Origin of the sequence: Streptomyces sp. NPDC053427 (assembly GCF_044544985.1) — a bacterium.
GTDB lineage: Bacteria > Actinomycetota > Actinomycetes > Streptomycetales > Streptomycetaceae > Streptomyces.
Genome location: NZ_JBITYA010000006.1, coordinates 401478 through 428027 on the forward strand (window position 1 = coordinate 401478; position 26550 = coordinate 428027).

A 26550-nucleotide genomic window follows, 5' to 3' on the forward strand; every position below is an offset into this window, starting at 1 on the left:
ACGGATGCGGCAGCCGGTGTTCCGCGCCGCTATTCCTCGCCGCCGCACGCCTCCTCGAAGAAGTCGAGATTCTCCTGGAGCGACTTCAGCAGCCGGTCCCGCTCCGCCTCGTCGACCTGTACGGGCGTGACCTCGCAGCCCCCGGTGATCCGGCGGAACCCGCCCCGGCTCTCCAGCCGCCCGCTCACCCGAACCGGCAGCCCGACCAGATGCGCATGCCCGGCGATCCGGTAGTCCTCCTCCCCGAGCGCGACCCGCACCTGCCCCACATCCGCGCCGGCGATCACCCGCAGCCGCACCGTGCCGGGCCCGCCCGGCCGCTCCCGGCGCAGCCGGACGACCGCACCGGTCACCCGTACCGGCAGCGAGGGCTCCTCCCGTACGTACCGCTGGGCGGCCTGCTGGAGCGCGGGCAGATCGCCGGGCGAGAACTCCACCGGCTCGGGGCGGGCCGCGAACCCGACCGGGGTCCCCGCCGCGGGCGACCACTCCACCGCGATCCGGACCCCCTCCGCGTCCCGCACCAGCGCGATCAACGACTGCGCCAGCTCATGGCAGACGCCCAGCTCCACGGCGGCGTCGAAGGCCTCCATCCGGCCCGTGGCGCGCTGGTAGTCGGTGGCGTCCCGGATCGCGTGCAGCGCCCGCTGCAGCCCGGAGACGGCGCTGCGCCCGCCGTGCACCGGGACGAACGCCGTCAACCGGCTCCCGGCCGAGACCGGCCCGACCAGCACCTCGCCCAGGAACGCCTCCGCCTTGCGCTTGTGCCGGGCGCCGTAATACCCGGCCCGGGCGTAGGTGCCCAGCGCCCCGGCGATCAGCATCGAGCGGGCCGCGCCGCGCAACTGCTCCTGCGCCACCCAGTGCGCCGCCCCCGACCCGTCGTCCGGGATCTCCCGTTCCCAGCGCACCTCGTCGCCGGGCACCGCGAGCCCCACCAGCACCTCGCGGGCGGACGGTACGGCGCTCTGCGCCAGCGCCGCCAGCGCTTCGGCCAGCAGCTCCCCGCTGTCGGGGAACCGGCGGTCGTGCGGCACCAGCAGGCTGGTGCCGCCGCCGGTGCCGGGCGGCGTCCACCGGGCGTAGTGGCCGGCGGCCCCGCCCCTGCGCCGCCAGCCGTGCCGGGCCAGCAGAGCGCTGAGCACCCCGGGGTCGAGCTGCGCGGGATCCAGCAGCCGCGCGTCGTATCCATCGGTCGGCCGGTACATCAGGGTCTCCCTCCCGCCCCGACCCGCGTCATGATCTCGCAGAGCGCTCGGTCGTCGAAGATCCGCGTGGTCGGGATGCGCACAGTGGTCCTGCGCCGGCCGGTCACGGGGTGGCCGGCCAGATTGATCCAGTAGCAGCAGTGGCGCAGTTCGAGACGGTCGTGGCTCGCCCGCAGCCAGTCGTCCTGGGTCCGTGGCACCAGCATCACGACCAGGATCTTGTGCACCGAGACGGGCGTACGGGCCAGCTTCACCAGATGGTCGTTGTCGAGCGTGAAGGCGAAGGTCGGCCCGGGCGGGCGGGGGGCGGTCTGGTAGGTGCACTTGAGCTGCACCTTGATGGTGATCTCGTCGTCGACGGTGTGTCCTGGCGCGGCGTGGCTGACGTGCCAGTCGATTCCGTTGTCCGGGAAGGGCTGCGCCAGGGAGCACCCGGAGGCGGCGGCGATCGCGTGCAGATAGCCCACCTGGAGGGTCTCCATGCAGGCAGTCGTGGCGAGTCCGCCGCGCTGCGGGGTGATCCGCTGAGGCAGTAGCCCGCCCGGTTCGGGCTGCGCGATGGTCATCGCGGGTGCCTTCCGGGCCGTGCCGATCGATGCGTCTGGCTGACGGGGCGACCGCAGAGGACGACGCGGCCCGTCCATGTGGTTGTCTCCGCGTCAAGTGGCCGTCAAACAAAGGACGGTTCGAGAAGGCGGCGGGTCGGGTATCACCAGCTCGGATGACCCGCGTCGTCATCCGCCCCACGAATGCGAGGAGTTGGGATGATGCCGCCCTGGTACGACGGTCCACTGGCTTCCTTCGACACCGAGACGACGGGAATCGACGTCGAGCGGGACCGCATCGTCTCCGCGGCCCTGGTGATCCAGGAGACCCCGCGCTCCGCCCCGCGTATCACCCGCTGGCTGATCAATCCGGGCGTCGAGATACCCGAGGCGGCGACCGCGGTGCACGGCCTGACCGCCGACCATCTCGCCCTGCACGGCCGCTGGCCGGCGCCGGTGCTGGAGGAGGTCGCGCGCGCCCTGGCCGCCCAGTCGGTGGCCGGCCGGCCGCTCGTCGTGATGAACGCCCCGTTCGATCTGACCCTCCTGGACCGCGAGTTGAAGCGCCATCGCGCCAGCTCGCTCGCCACGTACCTGGGCGGGCACCCCCTGTGCGTCCTCGATCCCCGGGTGCTGGACAAGCACCTCGACCGCTACCGCAAGGGCCGCCGCACGCTGACGGATCTGTGCGCCCATTACGAGGTCGAGCTGACCGACGCCCATGAGGCGGCCGCCGACGCGCTGGCCGCGCTGCGGGTCGTACGGGCGCTGGGCAGCCGCTTCGCGGCCAGGCTGGACGGGCTGCAGCCGGGCGAGCTGCACACCCGCCAGGCGATCTGGCACGCCGCACAGGCCCGCGGACTCCAGGCGTGGTTCGACCGCAGCGGCACCCCCGAGGCGGTCGATCCCCATTGGCCGCTGCGTCCGGAACTCCCCGCGGTGGCCTGAAAGGGCCTCACCAATTCCGGGCCATTCCCCGATTGCCGGCGGTACGGCATTACCGGCGATTCTTCCTCGCGCGCCCCAACGAAAAGGACCGGGCCGTCTCTTGACGGCCCGGTCCTTGATCCCGGTGGGCGATACTGGGTTCGAACCAGTGACCTCTTCGGTGTGAACGAAGCGCTCTCCCACTGAGCTAATCGCCCGGGTGTCTGCGGGGTTTCCCTCGCGAACGAGCAGAACAATACAGGCCGCCGCGGCCTTCCATCAAATTCCTGTTCCCGGCCGCCTCACCCCCGGGCCAGCCAGGCGGCCAGCCCGCGCCGCCCGGCCCGCATCATCAGCGCGTGATTGAGCCGGAACAGCGGGCGGCCCAGCAGCGCGAGCCGACGCAGCAGCGGCTTGCAGACCTCGACGTCCTGCTCGAAGACGACCCGCGTCCCGCCGCGGCCCGGCCGGATCGTCCAGCGCACCCAGCCGCCCATGTCGCCGCGCAGCGCTATCTCCAGCACGCCCGTCCCGGGATCCCGTATCCGCTCGGTCGCCACGACCGTCAGGTCATAGGGGAGCCAGGAGCGGAACCGGACCAGCCCGCTGTGGTCGTCGATCGGCGTCACCTCGCGCACCTGCGGCCACCAGCGGGGATAGGCCTCGGCCCGTTCGAGGACGGCGTAGACGACGGCGGGTGCGGCGTTGAGCAGCCATTCGCTGCGGAAGCGGTAGCGGTGCAGTCGGCTGGACCAGTCGGGCATGATCCCAGTGTGCGCCCCTGGACGGCGCGGCGCGCCCAACAACCGCAACGGCCCGGAGACTTCGTGTCTCCGGGCCGTCTGCCGGGGTGGGCGATACTGGGTTCGAACCAGTGACCTCTTCGGTGTGAACGAAGCGCTCTCCCACTGAGCTAATCGCCCGGCGCACGGCCAACATTACCGCACGTCGGAGGGCGCTCCCGACCAATTTCGGGTCACTCGCCGACGTTCCACGGCATCGCGAAGCCGAACTTCCACACATAGACGGCGAGCAGCACGGCGATGATCACCAAGCCGATGACCGTGAGAATGATGTTGCGACGCCGCACCTTGGGGTCGAGCGCCTTCTGCGCCGCCTCGGTGACCTTCCGCCTGGTCCAGCGCAGCACCAGCTGGGCCCAAACGAATTCGGTCGCCCAGATCGCCATTCCGGCAAAGATCACCAGCCAGCCGGGGCCGGGCAGCGGCAGCATGATCACGCCGATGACCACCACCGCGAGGCCGACCACGAAGACCCCGACCTGCCAGCTCAGATGCAGCGGCCGGGACCGCTTGATGAAGTGCGGCGCCCGCGAACCGAGCGGTCGTTCGGTCGACGCGGCACCCTCATCGGCGTTTTCCGGCCCCCCGTTACTCTCCGTATCCATAAGGCCAACCTACCGGACGTGATCCGTCCGCCGGAATTACCGCCGAGGACGATCCCGCAATCCGCCGTAAGAGGTACGTGAAGCCACCCAAAACCGTCAGAGGGGTTTACAACGGCACCGTAGGTGGCATGTCGATTTCGCCGACGTGCGAATCCCCGAGCGCACACTGAGCGAAAGGCCCTGGCGCTTATGAACACCACGGTCAGCTGCGAGCTGCACCTGCGCCTCGTTGTGTCGAGCGAGTCCTCACTGCCTGTACCCGCGGGCCTGCGGTATGACACGGCCGATCCCTATGCCGTCCATGCCACCTTCCACACCGGAGCCGAGGAGACAGTGGAGTGGGTTTTCGCCCGCGACCTCCTCGCCGAGGGCCTGCACCGGCCCACGGGCACCGGAGACGTCCGCGTATGGCCGTCCCGGAGCCACGGTCAGGGTGTTGTCTGCATCGCCCTGAGCTCTCCGGAAGGCGAAGCCCTGCTGGAGGCCCCGGCGCGGGCTCTCGAATCCTTCCTCAAGAGGACCGACGCCGCCGTACCGCCCGGTACGGAACACCGGCATTTCGATCTCGACACCGAGCTCTCCCACATCCTGGCGGAGAGCTGAGACGCACCACAGCCGCCCACCGCAACTACCCGCTCACACTTGCGACCGTCCGACTCGGGGAGACGGCGCAGGACCGACAAGTTCACACGGCACACTTCGGCGCCGTCGCCGCGGACCCACCGCGGAGACGGCGCCGAGGCTTGTTCCAGGCGCTAGAGTCGGCGACCATTCGGCAACGACACCGGGGGCGGGACCCGTCCGCTCCCCACTCGGCCAGGGAGCGGAACCGTGCTGATCACCCATGACACCCGGTGCGCCCTCGACGCGGTCGTCGATCTGCTCAACACCGCTCCGGAGGGCGAGGCGCCGGGCGCTCCGGACACGCTGGCCGGTCTCGCGGCGCTCGAGGAGTTCGTGCAGCGCAACGACATCAGCGATGTGGGCGTCCTCGGGGAGGCCGACCTGGCGGCCGTACGGGCGCTGCGGGCGCGGCTGTCCCAGGTTTTCGCGGCGCAGGACGACCGCGAGGCCGCCGAGCTGCTGAATGCGCTGGTCGCCTCGGCCGGCACCACTCCGCAGCTGACCGATCACGACGGCTACAACTGGCATGTCCACTACTTCGCACCGGGCGCCTCGGTCGCCGATCATCTGGCCGCGGACGGCGGGATGGCGCTGGCCTTCATCGTCGTCGCCGGGGAGCGCGAGCGGCTGCGGCACTGCGAGGCACCGGACTGCCGGCACGCCTTCGTCGATCTCTCCCGCAACCGCTCCCGGCGCTACTGCGACAGCCGCACCTGCGGAAACCGGCTGCATGTCGCCGCGTACCGGGCCCGGCAGCGGGATGCCGCGGGCTGAGGACCCCGGCGGCCACGGGACGCCGCGCGGCGGGCCGACGGCGTGGCGCCGGCCCGCGACGGGTCACAGGATGTAAAGGTCGTGTACGGCACCGAGGAGGAGCAGGAAGCCGATGATGCCGAGGAAGAGCATCAGCGGTGGCTGGGACAGCGCGAAAAGACAGCCGCGCGTTTCGGGGGCCGGGACGTCGTCCCGGGCCAGGGCGCACTCATCGTTCATCTCGCGCGCATCATGGCGCAGATGATCGTCTTCGTGCCCCCAATATCCGCCTCAGCAGCGGGAGTTCATCAGATCCCGTGCTTTTTCAGGATCGCTTCGATGTCCGAGAAGTCATCCTTCGGTGCACCGCCCTTGCCCTTGGCCTTGGCTTTTGCGGCGGGCTTCGCGACCGGCTGAGCGGCGCCGCGACCGGTGGTGAGGGACGGCGCGGAGGCGGCCGGCGCCACCGCGTCGGATCCGGATGCCGCGGCGGCCTTGCGCTCCTTGCGGCCGCCCATTCCGCCCCTGCGGCGCTCCACCATCCTGCTGATCATGAACAGCACGACCGAGAGCGCGAGCACGCCGAATCCGGCCCAGACCGTGGGCTTGAAGACGACGTTGGTGACCCAGTCGATGACGCCCGTCATCACCAGGCCGATGGGGATCAGCGAGAACGCCGCGATGCGCGTGGCGGCCAGGAACCGCTTCCGGTAGGCCGTCAGCGCGGCGATGCACAGGCCCGCCGCCGACACCGCGGCACAGACGGTCGAGGTCAGCATCCGGTCCTCCTGCCGGTGGATGGCCGAGCGCGCGATGTGCTCCGTACCGCGTGCTCGATGTGTTCCCTTCCATCCTGCCCTCTCCCGCGCCCGAACGGACATGTTCCGCCCGGCTTCAGGGACATCTCGGGGTCGGCCTCCTCCGAAGGTGCCGGTTCGGGCTCCGGCGTACGGGCTGGAAGACTGGCCCCATGAACGACGCCACCGCCTCCGGCCCCGCCCGTCCCCCGCACCCCGTCCTCGATGTGTGGTGCGAGCTGCAGTGCCCCGACTGCCATGCCGCCCTGGACGATCTGCGGGCGCTGCGCGAGCGCTACGGCGACCGGCTGGACATCCGGCTGCGCCACTTCCCCCTGGCCAAGCACAAGCATGCCTACACCGCGGCCCAGGCCGCCGAGGAGGCCACCGAGCAGGGGCAGGGCTGGCCGTACATCGAGGCCGTGCTGGCGCGCACCGAGGAGCTCGCCAAGGGCGGCGAGAAGCTGCTGCTGAAGGTCGCCGGGGAGCTGGGGCTGGACGCCGAGGAGATGGACACCGCGCTGATCGACGGGCGGCATCTGCTGATCGTCGACGCGGACCAGGCCGAGGGCAAGGCGATCGGCGTGACCGGCACCCCGACGTATGTGATCGGCGGCGAGCGGCCGGACGGCGGCACGAGCCAGGAGGGGCTGCGCACGCGGATCGAGGAGATCGCCGACCGGCTGCTGGCCGAGCGCGAGCAGGACTGAGACGCCGGCCCCCCGCCCTCGGCTACAGGACCCGCTTCCACAGCTCGTACCCGGTGGGCCGGTAGCCCAGCGAGCCGTACAGCCCGAGCGCGGGGGCGTTGTCCGCGTACACATTGAGCCCCAGCACCGGCCGGCCCGCCGCGAGGCAGACGCGCTCGGCGACGAGCATCAGCGTGCGGCCGTGGCCCCTGCCGCGGTGCCCGGGGTCCACCGTCACGTCGACGACATAGCCACCGGGATGCCCGGGGATCTCCACCGCCAGCCACAAGGTGCCGACGTCCGCCCCGTGGCGCGAAAGAATCCGCAACGCGTGGCCCTGCGTCTGCGCGCCGTCCGGCAGCATCGCGGCGTGCCCGTCGTACGACGCCCGCTCGGCCCGCTCCCGGGGCACGCCCAGGCTCGTCTGCACCCGGATGTGCTCGGCGATCGCCGCGTCGCGCCAGGCCGGGTACTCCGCCGCGCTCATCCGGCGCTCATGGCTGCCTTCGGGAAGCTCGGGCGGCACGTCCAGCGCCTTGGTCATCCTGCGGCTGCGCTCGGTGTAGCCCAGGGCGGCGGCCAGGCGTACGGCGGCCTCCGCGTCGGCCGGGACGGTCACCTCGATCTGCTTGCAGCCCCACCCGCGCAGCACTTCCTCGGCGGCCAGCGCGGCGACGGTGGCGCGGCCGCGGTGCCGGTCCGGCCGGTCGATGTCCAGCGCCTCGATCCGGCCGGCGACCGGCCCGAACCGGGCATCGGTGGCCAGCCGGATCCCGCCGACGCGGCGGCTGTTGACACAGACGTCGTAGGAACGGGCCCGGCCCCCGTCGTCATGGCGTTCTTCGGCTCCCGCGGGGCGCAGCGTAGTGGTCACGGGGACTTCCTACCCTGCCGCGCACCACGCATCACCCGGACCGCACCCGGCGGCCGCCGGGGCCTTACCGGGGGTCGAAGTCCGCGGCCGCCTGCTCGTCGAAGATCCGCATGGCCTCGGCCGTCACCGGGCCCGGACCGTCGGCCAGTTGGCGGCCGTCGATGCGGGTCACGGCCTGGACATCGCGCAAGGTGGAGGTCAGGAAGATCTCCTCGGCCCGCTCGAGGGCGTCCAGCGGCAGATCGGTCTCCTTGGCGCCCGCCCAGGTGACGGTCAGGGCGCGGGTGATGCCGGCCAGGCAGCCGGAGTGCAGCGGCGGGGTGTGCAGCTCGCCGTCCAGGACGACGAAGACATTGGAGCCGGTGCCCTCGCACAGCGCGCCGACCGTGTTGGCGAAGAGCGCCTCGGAGGCGCCCAGTTCGCGGGCTCGGGCCAGCGCGACGACGTTCTCGCCGTACGAGGTGGTCTTCAGACCGCTGAGCGCGCCGCGTTCGTTACGGGTCCAGGGGACGGTGACGGCGGCGGTGGTGTCGGGGCGGCGGTGGGCCTCGGAGGCCGCGATGACCAGCGTGGTGCCGCTGTCGCCGCGGTCCGAGCCGAGCGGGGAGAGGCCACCGGTGTAGGTGATCCGCAGCCGGCCCAGCGCCATCGGGTTGGCGTCCAGGACGGCCGCGCAGCCGTGCCGCACCTCGTCGAGGTCGGGTTCGGGCAGGCCGAGCCCGCGGGCGGAGGTGGCCAGGCGCTCGAGGTGACGGGTGAGGGCGAAGGCGCGTCCTCGGTCGGCCTTGATGGTCTCGAAGACCCCGTCGCCGACCGTCAGCCCGTGGTCGAAGACCGAGATCCGGGCGCCGTCGGCGTCCTGCAGTCCCCCGTCGAGCCAGATCTTCATCGTCGCTTTCCTCCGCTCACTTCGTGCACGCCCGACGCTACCGCGAGCAGTCGGCTCGCCTTCAGTTCGGTCTCCGCCCACTCCCGCTCCGGGTCGGAGTCCCAGATGATCCCGGCGCCGGCACCGAACCGCAGGAGGGGCCCGCCGGGCGCGGCGCGGTCGATCCAGAACGTGCGGATGCCGACGTTGAGCTCGCCGGTGCGGCGGTCGGCATCGACCCAGCCGATGCCGCCGCAGTACGGGCCGCGGGGTGCGGTCTCCAGCTCGTCGATGATCCGCAGCGCACTGGACTTGGGGGCGCCGGTGACCGAGCCGGGCGGGAAGGTGGCGGCCAGCAGATCCGCCCAGGCCGTCTTCTCGTGGGCCTCGGCCAGTTCGCCGCGCACCGTGGAGACCAGGTGGACGAGGCCGGGGTGCGGCTCGACGGCGCACAGTGCCGGGACGGTCACCGTGCCGGTGGCACAGACCCGGCCGAGATCGTTGCGGACCAGGTCCACGATCATCACGTTCTCCGCGCGGTCCTTCCCGGACAGGTCCTCGGCCGTCCGGCCGGTCCCCTTTATGGGCCCGGACTCGACCGTACGGCCGTCGCGGCGCAGGAACAGCTCCGGTGAGGCGGAGGCGACCTCGACGCCGTGCGCGGGCAGCCGGATCGTGCCCGCGTACGGGGCGGGGTTGCCGCGGGCCAGCACCGCGGAGAGCGCGTCCACGTCGCTGCGGGCGGGATCGGGCAGCGGAGCGGACAGCACCCGGCAGAGGTTCACCTGGTAGACCTCGCCCGCCGCGATGTATTCACGGACCCGCCGCACGCCGGCGGTATAGGCGTCGCGGTCCATGGAACTCCCCCAGTCCTCGCGCGCGGGGCCGGTCCAGCCGTCGGGGGCGGGCCCGTCGGCGGCGGTGGCGGGGCGGACGTCGCCGAAGCGGGCGCAGACCACATCCCCTTCGAAGCCGGCCACCACGGCCCACCAGCCTTCGGAGTCCAGGGCCGCGGGATCGGTGGTGACATCGCGCAGGTCGGTGGCTATCAGGCCGTCGAAGCGGGCCAAGGGAGGGAAGTCGCGCACGTCACCGAGTCTATGGCGGGGGCCCGACCACCGCCTTGGCCGAGTGAGCAGCGCAGCACGCTGCACAAACGCGTTTTTGTACTGGCCCCGGAATCCGCTAGAGTTCAACACGTCGCCGGGACGCAGCAACGCCCCGGAGGCCAAGTAGCTCCCGGACGTAGTCTGGGAGAGACACCTGCGGACGTAGCTCAGTTGGTAGAGCACCACCTTGCCAAGGTGGATGTCGCGAGTTCGAGTCTCGTCGTCCGCTCGATGTGGGGGATCTTCCCGAACCCCCTCACTCCTGGTGGAGTGGCCGAGAGGCGAGGCAACGGCCTGCAAAGCCGTCTACACGGGTTCAAATCCCGTCTCCACCTCCAAGGACGATTAGCTCAGCGGGAGAGCGCTTCCCTGACACGGAAGAGGTCACTGGTTCAATCCCAGTATCGTCCACTGGTCCGGTTCCACCGGGCCCCGCGCGATTAGCTCAGCGGGAGAGCGCTTCCCTGACACGGAAGAGGTCACTGGTTCAATCCCAGTATCGCGCACGCAGTGCCCCGCGGCCCCCGGCCGCGGTCCCGAGGACGATTAGCTCAGCGGGAGAGCGCTTCCCTGACACGGAAGAGGTCACTGGTTCAATCCCAGTATCGTCCACATCTGAGCCGTAGGGCCGGAGCGATCGCTCCGGCCCTACGGTGTTTTTCCGTCGTTCAGGCGGTCATCGGTCAGGACGAGAACAGCATGTGGCCGAAGCTGCGGTGATGGCCGTGGTGCCCGTGGTGACCATGGTGGCCCTGGTGCGGGGCGCCCCAGGCCGGGGCGGCCGGGTAGGCCTGCGGGGCGGGCGGCGGCGGGGCCTGCTGGGCCCACTGCGCCTCGAGGCGGGTCAGCGACTCCAGCTCGCCGTAGTCCAGGAAGACCCCCCGGCAGCCGGCGCACTGCTCGATCTGGACGCCATTGCGGTTGTACGTATGCATCGGTGCATGGCACTTGGGGCACTGCATCGTCGGCTCAACTCCCGTCATCGACTGCCGCTCACTGCGGCACCGCCGGAACGGCCTCCCGGCGATGAGGGGTTCACCCTACGTCGGGACCGGCGGGTGCCAACTGGCGCGGCAGGGACATCATCCGGGCGCAGGCGTCGACGACCGCGGTCTCGATCTCGTCCAGGGGGCGGGATGCGGTGGCTGCCTTGGCGACGGCAAGTGCGGCGGTCTGGACGGTCAGGGCGCGGGCGGGGATCTCCAGGCCGGGCCAGGGGTCGCCGTCGGGGCGTACGGCGCGGCCGCCGGCGGCGCGATAGGCGGCCAGGAAGCGGGACCAGAGGGCGGGGGCGAGCAGGCCCGTGGCGAACCAGGCGGCAGGGCGGGCCAGGTCCCAGGCTCCGTCGCCCGGGCCCAGGTCGTCGATGTCGATCAGGAGCCAGGGGCCGTCGGGGGCCGGGTGGCGGACGAGCTGGCCCAGGTGCAGGTCGCCGTGGCAGAGGAGGTCCGTACGGGGCGGCGGGGCGGCGGCGCGGGCCCAGGGCGGGAGGAGGGCCCAGGCGCGTTCGACGGCGGCGGCGGCCGCGGGAAGGGGCGCGGGACGGGCACCGGGGGCGAGCGCGGTACGCATACGGGTCAGGGCGCGGGCGGCCTTGGCGGGGCCGCGCATCGGCGCGAGGGCGCCGGGAAGTTGGCGGACGTCCACGGAGTGCAGGCGGGCCAGCAGGCGGGCGGCGTCTTCCCAGGGCGCGGCGTCCGGGTCGTCCGGCGGGACGGGGCTGCCGTAGGGCCAGCGGGTCAGGGCGCGGCCGTCGTCGGTGAGGGTGAGGAAGCCGTCGGGCGCGGTGACCGGGAGCGGGGGCAGCAGGATGCCGTGCAGGAGGGGGTGCGCGGCGATACGGAGCCGGGCGGACAGGTCGTGCGGGTCGCAGTCGCAGGCGTGGGCCTTGGCGACGGTGCGGCCGCTGCGGACGACCGTGCCGTCGGGGCGGTCGGCGAGCACCTCGGAGGCGGCCCCCGGTGTGGTCGGCGCCGCGAGGGTGGTGAGACGGCGCAGCAGCGCTGCGGTGGTGGTCATGGTGCCCCCGGGTCCTGCGAGCCGTGCGTGCTGCGCCGGTTGTGCGCGTGGTGCGGTCGGGCCGTACGGCGCCCGGCCTGGGATCGTACGCGCGGTGCGGGACCGTGCGGGCGGCGGCTGCCCGGGGAAACTCGATGGCCGGGCATCTCCCCAGATGCCCGGCCATTCGTGCCGTCCGCCGCACCCCCGTCCCCACGGGGTTTCGGCCGGAGGTCCCCCGTCCCGGGCCGCTCTCCCGGGACCGGGGCGCCGCTCAGCGCCCCAGCATTCCGGCCACGGACGACGCCTGTGTGACGACGGCTTCCCAGCCGCCGAAGACCACGGTCAGGAGTATCGCCAGCGGCACCACCATGGCCACGGCGACCAGCGGGTGGCGGGTACCGGAAGGTCGACCGTCGGCCGTCCGTCCTGAGGTCTCCGCCATCGCACCGCTCCTGTCGTGTTGGGGCGGCGGGCGTCTGACCTCGGGGGACGAGTGCTGCGCCCGCCGCTTGGAGACCACAGTAGGCAAGCGCCGGACGCCGGGCATCATGCCGTCGTACCGCTTTCCTGGCCTCCAAGAGGATGACGGGAAGGCGCCCGGCGTACTCCCCTGGGTGGAGAGAGCGGGGCCAGGACCTGGGGACATCCCCGAGAGGACGCGCGGACCGAGACGTACGCGCCACCGGATGTGCGACGAGAGCGAGGACCCTGCCCGCCAGGAGTCCGGCCGTACGCACCACCGGGCCCGCCCGGGTGACTTCGCTCACTTCGACCGCTCCCCTGTGGAGTGCCGTCCCCACCCTGCGCTCCGCTCCACTCGCCGCCACGTCGTACGCCGTGGTGGTGTCTTCGGCATTCACGGCTCTCTCCCCCCGATCATCTTTCGTCGCGTCAAAACCCCTTTTATGACGGATCATTGGGATCTCGCACGGGAAGTCGGGCCGCACGGCGGCCGGTTCCGTCCCGCTCTTCGAGGATGGCACCCGCCACTGACAATCCGGTCGCCGACGCATGCGCGGCCTCTCAGCACAGCGAGCCGTCAATCCGTAAGCTGTGCCACGTCAGACGGTTGGCAGCGGAGGGGACTCCCCACCGCAGGTAGGGGACGGACATGGCGATGATGCGGCTCCGACGCGAGGACCCGCGTGTCGTCGGGACGTTCCGGCTGCACCGCCGGCTCGGCGCGGGCGGGATGGGCGTGGTCTATCTCGGCTCGGACAAGCGCGGGCAGCGGGTGGCGCTGAAGGTGATCCGGCCGGATCTGGCGGAGGATCAGGAGTTCCGTTCGCGGTTCGCGCGCGAGGTGTCGGCGGCCCGGCGGATCCGCGGCGGCTGTACGGCCCGCCTGGTTGCGGCCGATCTGGACGCGGACCGCCCCTGGTTCGCCACGCAGTACGTCCCCGGGCCCTCGCTGCACGACAAGGTCAACGAGGAAGGGCCGCTCTCCCCGGCACAGGTCGCCTCCATCGGCGCGGCGCTGTCCGAGGGCCTGCTGGCCGTCCATGACGCGGGCGTGGTGCACCGCGATCTGAAGCCGTCGAACATCCTGCTGTCGCCCAAGGGGCCGCGGATCATCGACTTCGGTATCGCCTGGGCCACCGGCGCCAGCACCCTGACGCATGTCGGTACGGCCGTGGGCTCGCCCGGCTTTCTGGCGCCGGAGCAGGTGCGCGGCGCCGCGGTGACGCCGGCGACCGACATCTTTGCGCTCGGTGCCACCCTCGCCTACGCCTGCACCGCGGACTCGCCCTTCGGGCAGGGGAGTTCGGAGGTCATGCTCTACCGGGTCGTCCACGAGGAGGCGCAGCTGGCCGGGGTGCCGGACGCGCTGGCGCCGCTGCTGGCGACGTGTCTGGCCAAGGACCCGGCGGACCGCCCGAGCACGCTGTCGCTGTCGCTGCGGCTCAAGGAGATCGCGGCCCGCGAGGCGCACGGTCTGTCGGACGATCCCGTGGACAGCGGGGCGGGCTGGGAACGCCCGGAGCGCCGTCCGCAGGCTCGGCCGACGGGGCAGCGCGCGGAGGAGTACGCACGGCAGCGCACCGAGCGGCGGACGGCGGGCACTCCCCCGCCGCGGCCGCACGCCTCTCGGCCTCCGGCGCCGCGCGAGGCGACCTCCCGGTCGTCCGGCCCGGGGCCGGCATCGGGCACGAAGGGCACGAACCCGCGGACCGGCGGTCGCACTGCGGGACGGGTCCCGGCGCCGCGGCCCACGGGGCGAAACGGTTCGCGTACCCCGGTCCGTACGGGACCGGGCGGGCGACGCCCGGGACCGGACCGCAGGCTGCTGCGGCAGCGGGTCATCGTGTTCGTGGTGGTGACGCTGCTGGTGGCGCTCGGCATCGCGGCGGCGCAGGGCTGCCAGGGCCCGGCCCGCGGGCTGGGCTGGGAGCGTCCGGCGCCGGTCTCGTCGTACTGGAGCGCGGGCGCGTCCTAGGGCTGCGCGCTCAGGGGGCGGGCGAACAGATCCCGTAGGGGTTGTATGCGCCCCCTGCACAGCAAGGCCACTTCCTCCCACCACCTCCCGATGCCATGACCTCCATTGAAGATCTCTTCGCCGGCGCATACGGCGAGGCAGCGGATCCCCTCGACTGGGATCCGCTGCGCGAGCCCGACGCCCTGCAAGAGGTCGGCCTCCTCGGCTGCAGGGTGTGTCCCCTCACCGGCCGTGCCGGGCTGCTCCTAGTCATGTCGATCCCGGCCGTCGACGGCCGGGAAGGAATGGCGGATGGACATCGGCCTCTGCCCGGACGGTGAGCTGTCCGTCGTCGGCAAGGGAGCGGACTTCCACCTCCTGGAGGTCGCAGCGCTCCCGGACGCTCCGCCGCTGTTCACGGACCGCCATCTGGGCGAGGTCCGCCAAGGCCTTCCGTGGTGGGATTCCGAGTGCGCTGTGCTGCAGTCGTCCACCACGGGCAGCGCCTGACCTACCGGAGCGTTTGTCGCCGGTTTCCGGCGGCATGGGGTGATGCGACCGGCTCGTTCATCCGGCAGATCCACCGAACGGCCATTGCCGTGTGTGGGTTCCGGCAGGCGTTCTCAGAGCCTCGTCGCGTAGAAGGCGACGGCGGAGGCCGCGGCGACGTTGAGGGAGTCCACTCCCGCGGCCATCGGGATCCGCACCCATTCGTCGGCCGCGCGGAGGGCGTCGACCGACAGGCCGTCGCCTTCGGTGCCGAGCATGAGTGCCAGCTTCTCGTACCGGCGGGCGGCCAGTTCGTCGACCGTGATCGACTTCTCGCCGAGGCACAGGGCGGCCGTCACGAAGCCGTGCCGGCGGAAGAGCTCGATGTCCTGCGGCCACGAGGTCAGCCGGGTCCAGGGGACGTGGAAGACGGCGCCCATCGACACCTTCACGGCCCGCCGGTAGAGGGGGTCGGCGCAGCGCGGCGTGAGGAACACGGCGTCCACGCCCAGAGCGGCTGCGTTGCGGAAGGCAGCGCCCAGATTCGCGTGATCGACGATGTCCTCGAAGAGGGCGACGCGCCGACCCGCGCCCTTGGGGAGACCCGACGGCGACACGGCGCCGGTGTCGGTGTGGTCGTCGACGGCTTCCGTGGCCGCGGTGCGGCCCTGACCGGCGAGGAGTTCGGCGGGTGCGGGCAGGGGTTTGCGCTGCATGGAGGCCAGGGCACCGCGGTGGACGTGATAGCCCGTCACCCGCTCGGCGAGGTCGGGGCTGACGGCGTAGACCGGGGCCGGGACCTCGTCGATGACATCGCGCATGACGTCGACCCACTTGGCCGAGAGCAGCATGGAGCGCATCTCGTATCCGGCGTGCCTGGCGCGCCGGATGACCTTCTCGCCCTCGGCGATGAACAGCCCCTCGGCGGGTTCGCGCCGGCGCCGCAGCTCGACGTCGGTCAGGCCGGTGTAGTCGGCCAGCCGCGGGTCGTCCGGGTCGTCGACGGTGATGATTTCTGCCACGGAGAGATAGTGCCTTGTCGGTGTCGAGGTTCCCAGAGCGGGGAGGGGGTCGGTCACCCGGGGTTATGGCGTGTTACGCGGGATCGGCTGAGGTGGGGGTGGTGCCCGGGGTGGGGGTGCCCACGGTGACGACGTCGCCGATGACGATGACCGCGGGGGGACGGACGCCCTCGGCCCGCACCGTCTCGCCCAGGGTGGCCAGGGTGGCGTCGACGCGGCGCTGGGTGGCGGTGGTGCCCTCCTGGATGACGGCCGCGGGGGTGTCGGCGGGGCGGCCGTGCTCGATGAGCTTGGCGGCGATGGCGCCGCTGTTCTCCACGCCCATCAGGACGACGAGGGTGCCGCGCAGCCTGGCCAGCGACGGCCAGTCGACCAGGGAGCGCGCGTCGTCGGGGGCGACATGGCCGCTGACGACGGTGAATTCGTGGGCGACCCCGCGGTGGGTGACCGGGATGCCGGCGGCGCCGGGGACCGAGATGGTGCTGGAGATGCCGGGGACGACCGTGCAGGGGATGCCGGCCTCGGCGAGCGCCTGGGCCTCTTCCATGCCGCGGCCGAAGACGAACGGGTCGCCGCCCTTGAGGCGGACCACGGCCTTGCCCGCCTTGGCGTGCTCGATCAGGGCGTTGTTGATCGCTTCCTGGGCCATGAAGCGGCCGTACGGAATCTTCGCGGCGTCGATGACCTCGACGTGCGGGGGGAGCTCGGCGAGCAGGTCGCGGGGGCCGAGGCGGTCGGCGATCACCACGTCGGCCTCGGCGAGCAGGCGGCGGCCGCGGACGGTGATCAGGTCGGGGTCGCCGGGGCCGCCGCCCACCAGGGCCACGCCGGGGGTGTGCGGGCGGCGGTGGTGCGGGGCGGCGAGGCTGCCGTCGCGCAGGCCCTCGACGATGGCGTCGCGTACGGCGGCCGAGCGGCGCGGGTCCTGGCCGGTCAGGACCGCGACGGTGACGCCCTCGCTGCGGCCGGTGGCCGGGGTCCAGGCGGTGGCGGCCGCGGCGTCGTCGGAGCGTACGCACCACACCCGGCGGCGCTCGGCCTCCTGGGAGGCGGCGGCGTTGGCCTCGGGGTCGTCGGTGGAGATCAGCGCGTACCAGGCCTCGGCGAGGTCGCCGTCCCGGTAGCGGCGGCGCTCCCAGCGGATCTCGCCGGTATCGGCCATCGCCTCGACGGAGGGGGTGGCGGACGGGGAGATCAGCAGGACGTCGGCGCCCGCGGCGACCAGCGAGGGGAGCCGGCGCTGGGCGACCTGGCCGGCCCCGAGGACGACCACGCGGCGGCCGGACAGCCGCAGTCCGACGGGGTAGGCGGCGTGTTCGGCGACGTGCTCAGCCATGGTGATACGGCTCCTTGTGCGGGTGGTGCGAGGTCGACGACCGGCTCAGTCGCTGCGGCTCTGGAGCGGCTGGGGAGGGTGGTACGGCGCGGGACACCGGGTGAGGGGTAGTGCCCCGGCCCACAGCCTATGGGGCTGTGGGCCGGGGGTCATGCGGGGGCGGCCGGTCCCGGCCGCGGCCGGTCAGCTCTTCTCCGTCACTCCGGCGGAGTCGAACGTGGCAACCTCGTGCATGGCGCGGGCGGCGCTCTGCACCACCGGCAGCGCGAGCAGGGCGCCGGTGCCCTCGCCGAGGCGCAGGTCCAGGTCGACCAGCGGGCGCAGGCCGAGCTTGGTCAGCGCCGCGACATGTCCGGGCTCGGCGCTGCGGTGACCGGCGATGCAGGCGGCCAGCGCCTCGGGCGCGATGGCGCGGGCCACCAGGGCGGCGGCGCCGGCGCTGACGCCGTCGAGGATCACCGGCGTACGCAGCGAGGCGCCGCCGAGGATCAGGCCGACGAGGGCGGCGTGCTCCAGGCCGCCGACCGCGGTGAGGACGCCGATGGGGTCGGCGGGGTCGGGCTGGTGGAGTTCCAGGGCGCGCCGGACGACGTCGACCTTGCGGGCGTGCGTCTCGTCGTTGATGCCCGTGCCGCGGCCGGTGACCTCGACCGGGTCGGCGCCGGTGTAGACGGAGATCAGGGCGGCCGAGGTGGTGGTGTTGGCGATGCCCATCTCGCCGGTCAGCAGCGCCTTGTTGCCGGCCGCGACGAGGTCACGGGCGGTCTCGATGCCGACCTCTATCGCCTTGTACGCCTCCTCCTGGGTCATCGCCGGGCCCGCGGTGAAGTCGGCGGTACCGGCCCGCACCTTGCGCGGCAGCAGACCCGGGGTGGTGGGGAGTTCGCCCGCCACGCCGACGTCCACGACGCACACCTCGGCGCCGACCTGGTTGGCGAAGGCGTTGCAGACCGCGCCGCCGCCCAGGAAGTTGGCGACCATCTGGCCGGTGACCTCCTGGGGCCAGGGGGTCACGCCCTGGGCGTGCACGCCGTGGTCACCGGCGAAGATCGCGACGGCGGCCGGCTCCGGGATGGGCGGCGGGCACTTGCGGGACAGTCCGCACAGCTGCGCGGAGATGATCTCCAGCATGCCCAGCGCCCCGGCGGGCTTGGTCATCCGCTTCTGCCGTTCCCAGGCCTCGCCGAGCGCCTTGGCGTCCAGCGGGCGGATGCCCTGGAGCGTCTCCTGGAGGAGGTCGTGCGGGTCCTCGCCGGGCAGCGCGCGGCGGCCGTAGGTCTCCTCGTGGACGACCCAGGACAGCGGGCGGCGCTTGGACCAGCCGGCCTGCAGCAGCTCGGGCTCGTCGGGGAACTCGTCGACGTAGCCGACGCACAGGTAGGCGACGACTTCGAGGTGCTCGGGCAGGCCCAGTTCGCGGACCATCTCCCGCTCGTCGAAGAAGCTGACCCAGCCGACGCCCAGGCCCTCGGCGCGGGCGGCGAGCCAGAGGTTCTCGACGGCGAGCGCCGAGGAGTACGGGGCCATCTGCGGCTGGGTGTGCCGGCCGAGGGTGTGGCGGCCGCCGCGGGTCGGGTCGGCGGTGACGACGATGTTCACCGGCGTCTCGAGGATCGCCTCGATCTTCAGCTCGCGGAACTGCTTGGCGCGGGCCTTGGGCAGCGACTTGGCGTAGGCGTCGCGCTGCGCCGTCGCGAGCTGGTGCATCCGCTCGCGGGTCTCGTCGGAGCGGATGACGACGAAGTCCCAGGGCTGGGAGTGGCCGACGCTGGGGGCGGTGTGGGCCGCCTCCAGGACGCGCAGCAGCACGTCGTTGGGGATCGGGTCGCTGCGGAAGCCGTTGCGGATGTCGCGGCGTTCGCGGATCACGCGGTGGACGGCGGCGCGCTCGGAGTCGTCGTATCCGGCGGCGGGGGCACTCTGGGCGGCGGCCGGGGCGGCGTCGTCGCCGTCGGCCGCCTCGGCGGTGGCCTGCGGGCCGGAGGGGTCCGCTTCCTGGAGCTGCTCGTCGTCGTGGCCCTCGCCGAGCTGGACGAGTTCGGCGGCGTCCTGCTGGTGGGGGCGGTCCTCGGCGTCGGCGTCGGCGTCGGCGTCGGCCGGGGCGACGACCGGGGCGTCGGCCGGAACCGGCTCGGTGGTTGCCTGGGCCGGGATGTGGACGGCGGCGGGCTGCGGTTCGGCGGCGGGCTCGGTGAGCTCGACGGCCTCGGCCTGCTCCGCGGCTGCGGCGTCGGGCTCCGGCGCCTCGCCGGGGGCGTCGTCGGCAAGCTGCTCGGCGACGGGCTCGGCGGGGGTCTCCGCCGGGGCCTCGGCGGCGAGTGCGGCGGGGGTTTCCCGGCCCTCGGCCTGTCCGTCGGCCGGGGTCTCCTCGGCCTCGGCGGGCCGCGGGAGTTCGGCGTCCGGGAGCGGCGCCTCGGGCTGCTCCGGGGCGGGCTCGTCCAGGGGCGCGCTGTGTTCCGGGGCGGGCAGGGCGATGGGGCCCTGCACCGTGGCGTCGGGCACCGGCGCGGCCTCGGGCACCTGGGGCGCCTCGGGCCCGGGTTCGGCCGCCTCGACGGCCTGCGGCGGCTCGACGGCCTGCGGGGTCCGGTCCGCGTCGGCGGCGTCCGCGTCGGTCACGGTCGCGGCGTCGGCTGCCGCGGCGACCGGCTGCGCCGCCACCGGGGTTTCGGTCGCTGCCTCCTGACCGGCGTCCGCGAACTCGGCGGCTTCGACGGGCGCGGCGGCGCGAACCGCGGCGGCCGCGGCCTCGGCGGCCTGCCCCTGGTCCTCCTGCACCGGCTGTTCGGCCGGCTCCCCGGCCTCGTGCGGCTCCTCGGCGGGCGCCTCGGCCTGCGGCACCTGCTCCGGGGCCGGGGGCGCCTCGACGTCGGGTGCCGGGGCATCGGCTGCCGCCGTGTCGGCCACAAAACCGTCGGCTGCCGGCACCTCGTCCTGCGACGCCACCTGGACCGCGTCGGCCGGAACATCGGCCGCGGCATCGGCAGCCGCGACCTCCTCGACCACCGCGTCCGCGACGGCCGCCGCCTCCGGAGCCTGGCCTTCCGGCAGCGGCATCGGCTGCGCCGGCGGCTGTTCGGCGGGCAGCACGGCGTCCTGCGGGGCCGGTTCGGCCGCCACCGGGGCGACCGTCTCGGCGGGCATTCCGGCGGGCGGGACCGCGGCCGCCTGTGCCGAGGTCTCGCTCCACGGCGGCATCTGCGAGGGGATCTCGCCCAGCTGCGGGCCGGGCAGCGGGCCCTGGCCGGCGGCCCCGTACGACTGTTCGGCATAGAGCTGGCCGTCGTAGGGCTGTTCACCGTACGGCGGCATCGCGACCGGCTGCTCCGGCTGCGCCGCCACGCCCGGCTGTCCGGCGGGCGGCTGGACGGCGGCCTGCTCGGCCGCCACCGGCTGCTCCCCGGCGAAGGCCGCGGAAGGCTCGCCGGGCGCGGCCGCCTGGGCATCGAGGTACTCGGGCTCGGTGGTCGGCGGCCCGGCGTGCCGGCCGGGCATCTGGGAGGGTGCGTCCGCGGGGCCGCGGTCGGCGAGCGAACGGACCACGCCGCCGGTCGGGTCCGGGACGGGCGGGCCCATGTGCAGCGGCCGGCGTGCGGGCGCGGCCTGCGCGGTCGCCTGCATCCGCTCCTGCTGCGGTGCCGCGGGCTGCGGGATGCGCACGGCGCTGAGGTCGACCGCGCCGGAGTCCCGGCCGCCGCTCTCGTGGTCGCCGGCCTGCGCGGGCAGCTGCGTGCTCTGGCCGGGTGCGGCCTGCTGCGGCATCGGCTGCGCCTGCTGCTCGCTCCAGGCGCCCTGGGCGCCCGGCATCAGCAGCAGATCGTCGTCCTCGACGCCATTGGCCGGCTCGAGGTAGGAGTACGCGTCCGCCTGCGGGACCGTGCCTGGCTGCTGCGTCGGTCCGGCGTCGGCAGGGGAGGGAACGGCCGCCGGCTGCGGCTGCCCGGGATGCCCGCCTGCGTTCTCCGGCTGTCCCTCGCCCGGGACCTGGCCGGTGTCGGTCATGCGTACCCCTCGCCCATGTGCTAGTGCTCCTTCCAACCGCTCGTGCGACGCGCTCGACCGGGGCGCGCCGACGCCCCGATAGCGAGAACGAGCGAGCGCGCCGCGCGGCACGTCCGCCCTCTAGTGCTTCATTTTCCGCCAAAACCACGGCAATTTCCGGATTTTGACGTACTCACCCGAACGCGGAACAGCGGCGCAACGATCCGCCAGCCTACCTCCCACGGCTTGCCTTCCAGGTCATGGGTGAGGAACGCGATACCCGCTGAGCAGAAAGACCACCGAACGTTCACGTTCGACCCAGGCCGTGGTGTCCAGGTCGACGGACTGCAGCAACGCGCACTCGACTTGGTAGCCGCCGTCGGCCAGCGCCCTGCCGAGCGCTTCGGCCTCGTCGCGGGTGGCGGCGTGGGTGACGATGCGTTCGGGGCGGCGGTCCGCGCAGGCGGTGACGACGGCCGCTCCCCCGCCGCCGATGCGCACCACGTCCGGTTCGGGGAGGTCCTCCAGGACCCCCGGCGCGCGGCCCTGGACGACCTGGAGTTGCACGCCGTGGCGGCGGGCGACGGCGGCGGCGCGCTCGCAGGCGTCGGGCGCGGCGTCCACGGCGATGACGGCGGCGCCGAACCGCGCGGCCTCCACCGCGGCCGCGCCGCTGCCCGTGCCGATGTCCCAGACCAGGTCGCCCACCCGGGGCCCGAGGCGGGCCAGTTGGGCGGTGCGCAGCTGGCTGGACTCCCCCTCGTCGAGGGCGCCGCCGTAGGCGCCGTCCGGGAGTCCCCAGCCGCGCGGTCCGGTCGGGTGGCCGACCTCGTGGGCGGCGATCCAGCCGGTGCCCTGGGCGGCGGCGCCGCCGGGTGAGCCGCCGATGACGATGACGACGTTGGGGTCGCGCCAGACATGGTCGGCGACCTTGTCGGATGTGAGGACCGTCACCCGTTCCCGGTCGGTGCCCAGTTCCTCGCAGATGACGAAGGTGCGGTGGACGCCGCCGAGCAGCAGGGCGAGTTCGGCGGGGCCGGCGCCGGGTGAGGTGAGGACGGCGACCTTGGTGTGGGCGCGGCAGACGTTGACGGCGCGGCGCAGGTCGCGGCTGTGGGCGACGACGATCTGGGCGTCGTCCCAGGGCATGCCGGCCCGGGCGAAGGCGGCGGCGACGGAGGAGACGGCGGGCACCACTTCGACCTCGAGGCCGTGCTCGGGGGCGCGGAGGGTGCGGACGACGCCGAAGAAGCCGGGGTCGCCGTCGGCGAGGACGACGGCGGTGCCGCGGTGCTGGGCGATCCGGCGGGCGGCGAGGCCGACGCTGCCGAGGCGGATGCGCTCGGCGTTCGGCGGGACTTCGGGCAGTGCGAGGTGGTGGGCGGCGCCGGCCACCAGCGTCGCGGCGCCGAGGGCGGAGCGGGCGGGGGCGGTCAGCGCGGAGCCGTCCCATCCGATCACCGTGACCCGGTCGGCCATGCTCGTCAGTCTCCTGGGGCTGCTGGGGGTACGCGGGCGGGGCGGCGGGGGTGCCGGGCCGTGGTGTGCTCCCCGCTGGTGGCGAGGGGTGCGGCAGGCCGAGAGTACCCCGAGCGATACGTACCTTTGTGTGGGTGTGGGGTCAGTTCCACTCGGGGTACGCGAATCCGTTGGCGTCCGCCATCCGGCCGGGGAGCCCTTCGAGGTCCTCGGGCAGCAGGCTCCACACGATCATGTCCGTGCGGATGTCCGTCCAGCCGCCGTCCTCCGTGCGGCTGCGGGCTATCGAGGCGTTGCGCAGCACTCCCTCGCTGATGCAGCCGATCTTCTGGGCGACCTGCTGGGAGGCGGTGTTGCCGGCGGCGGTGCGCAGCTCCAGGCGTTCGAACTTCTCGTCCTGGAAGAGCCACTGGGCGGTGGCGAGGGTGGCTTCGGAGGCGTAGCCCTCGCCGCGGGCCCAGGAGGCGACGATGTACGAGATCTCGCTGGAGCGCACCCGCCAGTTGGTGTTGCCCAGTTGGACGATGCCGACCAGGCGCTGGGTGAGGAACTCGGTGACGGCGAAGTCGATGCCGCGGCCGGCGGTGCGTTCGGCGGGCGCGTACTCGGTGACCCAGTGGCGGGCGTTGGCCTCGGTGTAGGGCTGGGGTATCGCGGTCCAGGCCGCGACCAGCTCGTCGTTCATCATCTCGGTCAGGGCGGGGATGTCGTCCTCGTCGAGGGGGCGCAGCACCAACCGTTCCGTGCTGATGGAGATGTCCGGAAAGGTGGATGTCATGCCGCTGCTCCCACGCCGTTGACCGAAGGTGCTCCGGGACGTCGCGGAGTGTTCACCGCGAGGTCACGGGCCGTATTGACCGTCTTGAGTGCACCAGCATGCAGCATGCACGCGTGGGTGTGCCACGCGTGGGGCCCCGGCCGCGCACGCGCGGATCCGGGGCCCACTGCTCCGCCGTGCGGCCGGTCGCTCTCCGGCGACCTGTGCACGAGCGGCGGGGTTCAGCTCTTGGCGGGGCCGAAGGCCGGGATGACCGAGCCGTCCTTGTACTTGTCCTCGATGAACTTCTTGACCTCGGGGGAGTTCAGGAGCTTGGCGAGCTTCTTGATCCGCGGGTCGTTCTCGTTGCCCTTCTTGACGGCCAGGAAGTTCGCGTAGGGGTTGTTCTTGGTGCTCTCCAGGGCCAGGGCGTCCTTGGAGGGCTTGAGCTTGGCGCCGATGGCGAAGTTGCCGTTGATGACGGCGGCGTCGACGTCGTCGATGCGCGGCGCGGTCTGGGCGGCCTCCAGCTCGGTGATCTTGACGCCCTTGTCGTCCTTGACGTCGGTGAGCTTGGCGTCGGCGCCGACGCCGGACTTGAGGGTGATCACGCCGTTGTCGGCGAGCAGCTTGAGCGCGCGGCCCTCGTTGGAGGGGTCGTTGGGCACCGAGACGGTGGAGCCGGACGTGAGGTCCGAGATCTTGTGGATCTTCTTGGAGTAGACGCCCAGCGGCTCGATGAGCACGTTCTGGACGGGCACGATGTGGGTGCCGTTCTCCTTGTTGAAGGTGTCCAGGAACGGCTTGTGCTGGAAGAAGTTGGCGTCGACCTGGCCGTCGTCGGTGACCTTGTTGGGGATCTTGTAGTCGTTGAACGGCTTGACGACCAGCTTGAGCCCGGCCTTGGCCGCCAGCTCGTTCTTGACGAAGTCGAGGATGGCGCCGTGCGGGGTGGGGCTGGCGGCGACGACGAGCGGGGCGTTCTTGTCGCTCTTGTCGGTGCTGGCGGTGGTGTCGGAGGGGGCGCTGCAGGCGCTGGCCCCGAGGGCGACGGCGGAGGCGGCGGCTATCGCCACGGTGATCTTTACGGTGGTGCGCACGAAGAGTGCCTCTTTCTTGTTCACGCGCGTGTCGCGCGTGGTGGTCCGCCCGGCAAAGGGTCCGGGCTCAGGGGTGATGCGGGGGTGGGTCAGGCTGCCTCGGTGACGGCGGCCGGCTCCTCGGTGCGGGCGCGGCGCAGGCCGACGCGTACGGAGGAGGCGCGGGTGCCGCGGCCGGCGAGGCGGCGGACGACGAAGTCGCCCAGGAGCTGTACGAGGGTGACCAGGACGATCAGCTCGACGACGGTGATGACCATCAGCGAGGTCTCGTACTGCTGGTAGCCGTAGGTGTAGGCGAGGTTGCCCAGGCCACCGCCGCCGACCGCGCCGGCGATCGCGGAGTAGCCGATCAGCGTGATGACGGTGGTGGTGGCGGCCGCGACCAGCGCGGGCAGCGCCTGCGGGAGCAGCACCTTGAAGATGATCGTCCAGGTGCCGCCGCCCATCGCGTGGCCGGCCTCGACGAGGCCCTTGTCCACCTCGCGCAGCGCCGCCTCCACCAGCCGTGCGAAGAACGGGATGGCGGCGATGCTGAGCGGGACGACCGCGCCGGTCGGGCCGATGGAGACGCCGACCAGGAGCCGGGTGAAGGGGATCAGCCAGACGATCAGGATCAGGAACGGGAAGGACCGCCCGATGTTCACGATCGCGCCGAGGACCTTGTTCACCACGACGTTCTGGAGCATCGCGCCGCGGTCGGTCAGATGCAGCACCACGCCGACGGGTATGCCGAAGAGCACCGCGTAGAACGTCGACCACCACACCATGAAGAGGGTGTCGAGCGTGTTGTCGTACAGCAGCGGCTGCATCTCGTTCCAGCTCACTTGGCACCTTCCTTCTGGAGCGGGGCGGCGGGCGCCGGGATCGCCGGATCGGGGTCGGCGGGGGCGATGTCCGCGACATCGACCTGGAGTCCCTGCTCGCGCAGGAAGCCGATGGGGACGACGTTCTCCTCGAACCGGCCGGGCAGCTCGATCCGCATCCGGCCGATCTGCTTGCCGCCGACGGTGTCCATGGCGGCGCCGAGGATGGAGATGTCGACGTTGTAGGTGCGGGCCAGCTCGGAGATCACCGGGCGGGTGGCGGCCGAGCCGTGGAAGGTGATGTCGACGACGGTGCGGTCCTCGGCGGAGGGCTCGCCGCCCACCGGGAACAGCTCGCGGGCCAGCTCGGAGCCGGGCGTGGCGAGCAGCTCGGCGACGGTGCCCTGTTCGACGACGCGGCCGTTCTTCATCAGCGCGGCCGAGTCGCAGATCGTCTTGACGACGTCCATCTCGTGCGTGATGAGCACGATGGTCAGGCCCAGCTTGCGGTTGAGGTCGCGCAGCAGCTGGAGGATGGAGCGGGTGGTCTCGGGGTCCAGGGCGCTGGTGGCCTCGTCGGACAGCAGGACCTTGGGGTCGCCGGCCAGGGCGCGGGCGATGCCGACGCGCTGCTTCTGGCCGCCGGAGAGCTGGGCGGGGTAGGCCTGGGCCTTGTCGGCGAGACCGACCAGGTCCAGCAGCTCCAGGGCCTTGCGGGAGCGCTCACGGCGGTCGACCTTGAGGATCTCCAGGGGCAGCTCGACGTTGTCCTGGACGGTCCGCGAGGACAGCAGGTTGAAGTGCTGGAAGACCATGCCGATATGGCTGCGGGCGGCCCGCAGCGCGGCGTTGGCGCGCTGTCCGCGCCCGGCGAGGGCGGTCAGGTCCTGGCCGGCGACGGTGACCGTGCCGGAGGTGGGGCGCTCCAGGAGGTTGAGGCAGCGGATGAGGGTGGATTTACCGGCGCCGCTCTGGCCGATGACGCCGTACACCTCGCCCTCGCGGACGTGTAGATCGACGCCGTCCAGGGCGGTGACTTCGCGGTCTCCTGAACGGTAGACCTTGGTCAGGCCCGTTGTGGTGATCACAGGGAATTCCGTCACTGTCGAGTGCCCGGCGGCTCGCCCACCGGGTACGGGGCATTCTTGCGAGTGCGGCTGAGAGGAACCCGGGGGGTAGGGGCCCGGCTTCGGGTTCCGGTGACGCGGGGCGGCCGGTGCGTCGTCGATGACGTACGGCGCAATGAGGTCCCCCTTGCTCCACGGGAGCGTGGGGGGTCTCGCTTCGGGGCGCGAGGCTCAGGCGGGGGCCCTCAGCGGTCACACATTCGACACATGCAACGAGCACCGGGCGTCGTGATCGCC

General features: G+C 72.7%; 26 protein-coding genes and 7 tRNA genes. 11 read left to right on the forward strand and 22 right to left on the reverse strand.

Annotation, left to right across the window (positions count from 1 at the left end; genetic code table 11):
• Positions 1-29: 29 nt before the first annotated feature.
• Both ACIGWZ_RS19245 and ACIGWZ_RS19250 read right to left on the reverse strand, forming a co-directional pair.
• The gene (locus tag ACIGWZ_RS19245; RefSeq protein ID WP_400066113.1) at positions 30-1208 is read right to left on the reverse strand and encodes a hypothetical protein; all 1179 of its coding nucleotides are present in this window, start codon (positions 1206-1208) and stop codon (positions 30-32) included.
• Positions 1208-1774 (reverse strand): DUF4365 domain-containing protein, encoded by a 567-nt coding sequence (locus tag ACIGWZ_RS19250; protein WP_400066114.1) that lies wholly within the window; start codon positions 1772-1774, stop codon positions 1208-1210. Before ACIGWZ_RS19250 ends, ACIGWZ_RS19245 begins: the two co-directional genes overlap by 1 nt.
• A gap of 201 nt (positions 1775-1975) precedes the next feature.
• Here ACIGWZ_RS19250 and ACIGWZ_RS19255 point away from each other — a divergent pair, with 201 nt between their 5' ends.
• The gene (locus tag ACIGWZ_RS19255) at positions 1976-2701 is read left to right on the forward strand and encodes an exonuclease domain-containing protein (RefSeq protein WP_400066465.1); all 726 of its coding nucleotides are present in this window, start codon (positions 1976-1978) and stop codon (positions 2699-2701) included.
• A gap of 125 nt (positions 2702-2826) precedes the next feature.
• Here the strand turns inward: ACIGWZ_RS19255 and ACIGWZ_RS19260 are convergent.
• The 4 genes from ACIGWZ_RS19260 to ACIGWZ_RS19275 all read right to left on the reverse strand — a co-directional run bounded on the left by ACIGWZ_RS19260 (position 2827) and on the right by ACIGWZ_RS19275 (position 4088).
• Positions 2827-2898, reverse strand: a tRNA-Val gene (locus tag ACIGWZ_RS19260).
• An 84-nt stretch (positions 2899-2982) separates the two neighbouring features.
• Positions 2983-3444: an SRPBCC family protein gene (locus tag ACIGWZ_RS19265; protein WP_400066116.1), complete on the reverse strand. Its 462-nt coding sequence runs from the start codon at positions 3442-3444 to the stop codon at positions 2983-2985.
• Positions 3445-3531: 87 nt separating this feature from the next.
• A tRNA-Val gene (locus tag ACIGWZ_RS19270) sits at positions 3532-3603 on the reverse strand.
• Positions 3604-3656: 53 nt separating this feature from the next.
• Entirely contained in the window at positions 3657-4088 is a 432-nt protein-coding gene (locus tag ACIGWZ_RS19275; RefSeq protein WP_400066119.1) for a TIGR02611 family protein, read from the reverse strand.
• Between the two features lie 189 nt (positions 4089-4277).
• Here ACIGWZ_RS19275 and ACIGWZ_RS19280 point away from each other — a divergent pair, with 189 nt between their 5' ends.
• The gene (locus tag ACIGWZ_RS19280; protein ID WP_003959770.1) at positions 4278-4691 is read left to right on the forward strand and encodes an SsgA family sporulation/cell division regulator; all 414 of its coding nucleotides are present in this window, start codon (positions 4278-4280) and stop codon (positions 4689-4691) included.
• A gap of 228 nt (positions 4692-4919) precedes the next feature.
• Positions 4920-5486 (forward strand): CGNR zinc finger domain-containing protein, encoded by a 567-nt coding sequence (locus tag ACIGWZ_RS19285; protein WP_400066121.1) that lies wholly within the window; start codon positions 4920-4922, stop codon positions 5484-5486.
• Between the two features lie 63 nt (positions 5487-5549).
• On the opposite strand, the gene ACIGWZ_RS19290 is transcribed toward ACIGWZ_RS19285, so the two are convergent.
• Positions 5550-5705, reverse strand: a complete 156-nt coding sequence (locus ACIGWZ_RS19290; RefSeq protein ID WP_400066123.1) for a hypothetical protein — start codon at positions 5703-5705, stop codon at positions 5550-5552.
• Positions 5706-5773: 68 nt separating this feature from the next.
• A complete protein-coding gene (locus ACIGWZ_RS19295; RefSeq protein ID WP_400066125.1) occupies positions 5774-6244 on the reverse strand; it encodes a hypothetical protein in 471 nt (156 codons plus the stop codon).
• Positions 6245-6435: 191 nt separating this feature from the next.
• On the opposite strand from ACIGWZ_RS19295, the gene ACIGWZ_RS19300 reads away from it, so the two are divergent.
• On the forward strand, positions 6436-6972 hold the full coding sequence (locus ACIGWZ_RS19300; protein WP_400066127.1) for a DsbA family protein: 537 nt from the start codon (positions 6436-6438) through the stop codon (positions 6970-6972).
• Positions 6973-6994: 22 nt separating this feature from the next.
• Here the strand turns inward: ACIGWZ_RS19300 and ACIGWZ_RS19305 are convergent, their stop codons facing one another.
• The 3 genes from ACIGWZ_RS19305 to ACIGWZ_RS19315 all read right to left on the reverse strand — a co-directional run bounded on the left by ACIGWZ_RS19305 (position 6995) and on the right by ACIGWZ_RS19315 (position 9781).
• Positions 6995-7825: a GNAT family N-acetyltransferase gene (locus tag ACIGWZ_RS19305; protein ID WP_400066129.1), complete on the reverse strand. Its 831-nt coding sequence runs from the start codon at positions 7823-7825 to the stop codon at positions 6995-6997.
• Positions 7826-7889: 64 nt separating this feature from the next.
• Entirely contained in the window at positions 7890-8714 is an 825-nt protein-coding gene (locus tag ACIGWZ_RS19310) for an aminotransferase class IV (protein WP_400066131.1), read from the reverse strand.
• A complete protein-coding gene (locus ACIGWZ_RS19315; protein WP_400066133.1) occupies positions 8711-9781 on the reverse strand; it encodes a chorismate-binding protein in 1071 nt (356 codons plus the stop codon). The genes ACIGWZ_RS19310 and ACIGWZ_RS19315 overlap by 4 nt, the downstream gene beginning before the upstream one ends.
• 177 nt (positions 9782-9958) lie before the next feature.
• Here ACIGWZ_RS19315 and ACIGWZ_RS19320 point away from each other — a divergent pair.
• From ACIGWZ_RS19320 to ACIGWZ_RS19340, 5 genes are all read left to right on the forward strand, one after another.
• A tRNA-Gly gene (locus ACIGWZ_RS19320) sits at positions 9959-10031 on the forward strand.
• A 35-nt stretch (positions 10032-10066) separates the two neighbouring features.
• Positions 10067-10140 (forward strand) — tRNA-Cys (locus tag ACIGWZ_RS19325).
• 1 nt (position 10141) lies between these two features.
• Positions 10142-10213, forward strand: a tRNA-Val gene (locus ACIGWZ_RS19330).
• A gap of 23 nt (positions 10214-10236) precedes the next feature.
• Positions 10237-10308 (forward strand) — tRNA-Val (locus tag ACIGWZ_RS19335).
• A 34-nt stretch (positions 10309-10342) separates the two neighbouring features.
• Positions 10343-10414, forward strand: a tRNA-Val gene (locus ACIGWZ_RS19340).
• Positions 10415-10485: 71 nt separating this feature from the next.
• On the opposite strand, the gene ACIGWZ_RS19345 is transcribed toward ACIGWZ_RS19340, so the two are convergent.
• From ACIGWZ_RS19345 to ACIGWZ_RS19355, 3 genes are all read right to left on the reverse strand, one after another.
• Positions 10486-10764 (reverse strand): zf-TFIIB domain-containing protein, encoded by a 279-nt coding sequence (locus tag ACIGWZ_RS19345; protein ID WP_400066467.1) that lies wholly within the window; start codon positions 10762-10764, stop codon positions 10486-10488.
• A 73-nt stretch (positions 10765-10837) separates the two neighbouring features.
• Entirely contained in the window at positions 10838-11821 is a 984-nt protein-coding gene (locus ACIGWZ_RS19350) for a phosphotransferase (RefSeq protein ID WP_400066135.1), read from the reverse strand.
• A 253-nt stretch (positions 11822-12074) separates the two neighbouring features.
• Positions 12075-12245, reverse strand: coding sequence for a hypothetical protein (locus ACIGWZ_RS19355; protein WP_400066137.1), 171 nt, complete (start codon positions 12243-12245; stop codon positions 12075-12077).
• A gap of 669 nt (positions 12246-12914) precedes the next feature.
• Between ACIGWZ_RS19355 and ACIGWZ_RS19360 the strand changes: the two genes are divergently transcribed.
• Both ACIGWZ_RS19360 and ACIGWZ_RS19365 read left to right on the forward strand, forming a co-directional pair.
• Positions 12915-14240, forward strand: a complete 1326-nt coding sequence (locus tag ACIGWZ_RS19360) for a protein kinase (RefSeq protein WP_400066139.1) — start codon at positions 12915-12917, stop codon at positions 14238-14240.
• Positions 14241-14531: 291 nt separating this feature from the next.
• Positions 14532-14729: a hypothetical protein gene (locus ACIGWZ_RS19365; RefSeq protein WP_400066141.1), complete on the forward strand. Its 198-nt coding sequence runs from the start codon at positions 14532-14534 to the stop codon at positions 14727-14729.
• A gap of 113 nt (positions 14730-14842) precedes the next feature.
• Here the strand turns inward: ACIGWZ_RS19365 and ACIGWZ_RS19370 are convergent, their stop codons facing one another.
• The 8 genes from ACIGWZ_RS19370 to ACIGWZ_RS19405 all read right to left on the reverse strand — a co-directional run bounded on the left by ACIGWZ_RS19370 (position 14843) and on the right by ACIGWZ_RS19405 (position 26274).
• The gene (locus tag ACIGWZ_RS19370) at positions 14843-15730 is read right to left on the reverse strand and encodes a TrmH family RNA methyltransferase (RefSeq protein ID WP_400066143.1); all 888 of its coding nucleotides are present in this window, start codon (positions 15728-15730) and stop codon (positions 14843-14845) included.
• A gap of 73 nt (positions 15731-15803) precedes the next feature.
• Positions 15804-17066 carry a uroporphyrinogen-III C-methyltransferase gene (gene cobA / locus ACIGWZ_RS19375; protein WP_400066145.1) on the reverse strand — a complete coding sequence of 421 codons (1263 nt, stop codon included), beginning with the start codon at positions 17064-17066 and terminating at the stop codon, positions 15804-15806.
• 183 nt (positions 17067-17249) lie between these two features.
• On the reverse strand, positions 17250-21068 hold the full coding sequence (gene cobT / locus ACIGWZ_RS19380; protein WP_400066148.1) for a nicotinate-nucleotide--dimethylbenzimidazole phosphoribosyltransferase: 3819 nt from the start codon (positions 21066-21068) through the stop codon (positions 17250-17252).
• A 237-nt stretch (positions 21069-21305) separates the two neighbouring features.
• Positions 21306-22526 carry a precorrin-6y C5,15-methyltransferase (decarboxylating) subunit CbiE gene (gene cbiE / locus ACIGWZ_RS19385; RefSeq protein ID WP_400066150.1) on the reverse strand — a complete coding sequence of 407 codons (1221 nt, stop codon included), beginning with the start codon at positions 22524-22526 and terminating at the stop codon, positions 21306-21308.
• Positions 22527-22668: 142 nt separating this feature from the next.
• Positions 22669-23304: a GNAT family N-acetyltransferase gene (locus ACIGWZ_RS19390; RefSeq protein WP_400066152.1), complete on the reverse strand. Its 636-nt coding sequence runs from the start codon at positions 23302-23304 to the stop codon at positions 22669-22671.
• A 221-nt stretch (positions 23305-23525) separates the two neighbouring features.
• Entirely contained in the window at positions 23526-24383 is an 858-nt protein-coding gene (locus tag ACIGWZ_RS19395) for a MetQ/NlpA family ABC transporter substrate-binding protein (RefSeq protein WP_400066154.1), read from the reverse strand.
• Positions 24384-24472: 89 nt separating this feature from the next.
• Entirely contained in the window at positions 24473-25207 is a 735-nt protein-coding gene (locus ACIGWZ_RS19400; protein WP_400066155.1) for a methionine ABC transporter permease, read from the reverse strand.
• Positions 25204-26274, reverse strand: coding sequence for a methionine ABC transporter ATP-binding protein (locus tag ACIGWZ_RS19405; protein WP_400066157.1), 1071 nt, complete (start codon positions 26272-26274; stop codon positions 25204-25206). The genes ACIGWZ_RS19400 and ACIGWZ_RS19405 overlap by 4 nt, the downstream gene beginning before the upstream one ends.
• Positions 26275-26550: the final 276 nt, after the last annotated feature.

Coding starts and splice junctions, on each gene's coding strand:
- ACIGWZ_RS19245 (WP_400066113.1), bottom strand. CDS start 1,208: ATGTACCGGCCGACCGATGGATACGACGCGCGGCTGCTGGATCCCGCG.
- ACIGWZ_RS19250 (WP_400066114.1), bottom strand. CDS start 1,774: ATGACCATCGCGCAGCCCGAACCGGGCGGGCTACTGCCTCAGCGGATC.
- ACIGWZ_RS19255 (WP_400066465.1), top strand. CDS start 1,976: ATGCCGCCCTGGTACGACGGTCCACTGGCTTCCTTCGACACCGAGACG.
- ACIGWZ_RS19265 (WP_400066116.1), bottom strand. CDS start 3,444: ATGCCCGACTGGTCCAGCCGACTGCACCGCTACCGCTTCCGCAGCGAA.
- ACIGWZ_RS19275 (WP_400066119.1), bottom strand. CDS start 4,088: ATGGATACGGAGAGTAACGGGGGGCCGGAAAACGCCGATGAGGGTGCC.
- ACIGWZ_RS19280 (WP_003959770.1), top strand. CDS start 4,278: ATGAACACCACGGTCAGCTGCGAGCTGCACCTGCGCCTCGTTGTGTCG.
- ACIGWZ_RS19290 (WP_400066123.1), bottom strand. CDS start 5,705: ATGAACGATGAGTGCGCCCTGGCCCGGGACGACGTCCCGGCCCCCGAA.
- ACIGWZ_RS19295 (WP_400066125.1), bottom strand. CDS start 6,244: ATGCTGACCTCGACCGTCTGTGCCGCGGTGTCGGCGGCGGGCCTGTGC.
- ACIGWZ_RS19300 (WP_400066127.1), top strand. CDS start 6,436: ATGAACGACGCCACCGCCTCCGGCCCCGCCCGTCCCCCGCACCCCGTC.
- ACIGWZ_RS19310 (WP_400066131.1), bottom strand. CDS start 8,714: ATGAAGATCTGGCTCGACGGGGGACTGCAGGACGCCGACGGCGCCCGG.
- ACIGWZ_RS19345 (WP_400066467.1), bottom strand. CDS start 10,764: ATGCAGTGCCCCAAGTGCCATGCACCGATGCATACGTACAACCGCAAT.
- ACIGWZ_RS19350 (WP_400066135.1), bottom strand. CDS start 11,821: ATGACCACCACCGCAGCGCTGCTGCGCCGTCTCACCACCCTCGCGGCG.
- ACIGWZ_RS19355 (WP_400066137.1), bottom strand. CDS start 12,245: ATGGCGGAGACCTCAGGACGGACGGCCGACGGTCGACCTTCCGGTACC.
- ACIGWZ_RS19360 (WP_400066139.1), top strand. CDS start 12,915: ATGGCGATGATGCGGCTCCGACGCGAGGACCCGCGTGTCGTCGGGACG.
- ACIGWZ_RS19365 (WP_400066141.1), top strand. CDS start 14,532: ATGGACATCGGCCTCTGCCCGGACGGTGAGCTGTCCGTCGTCGGCAAG.
- cobA (WP_400066145.1), bottom strand. CDS start 17,066: ATGGCTGAGCACGTCGCCGAACACGCCGCCTACCCCGTCGGACTGCGG.
- cobT (WP_400066148.1), bottom strand. CDS start 21,068: ATGACCGACACCGGCCAGGTCCCGGGCGAGGGACAGCCGGAGAACGCA.
- cbiE (WP_400066150.1), bottom strand. CDS start 22,526: ATGGCCGACCGGGTCACGGTGATCGGATGGGACGGCTCCGCGCTGACC.
- ACIGWZ_RS19390 (WP_400066152.1), bottom strand. CDS start 23,304: ATGACATCCACCTTTCCGGACATCTCCATCAGCACGGAACGGTTGGTG.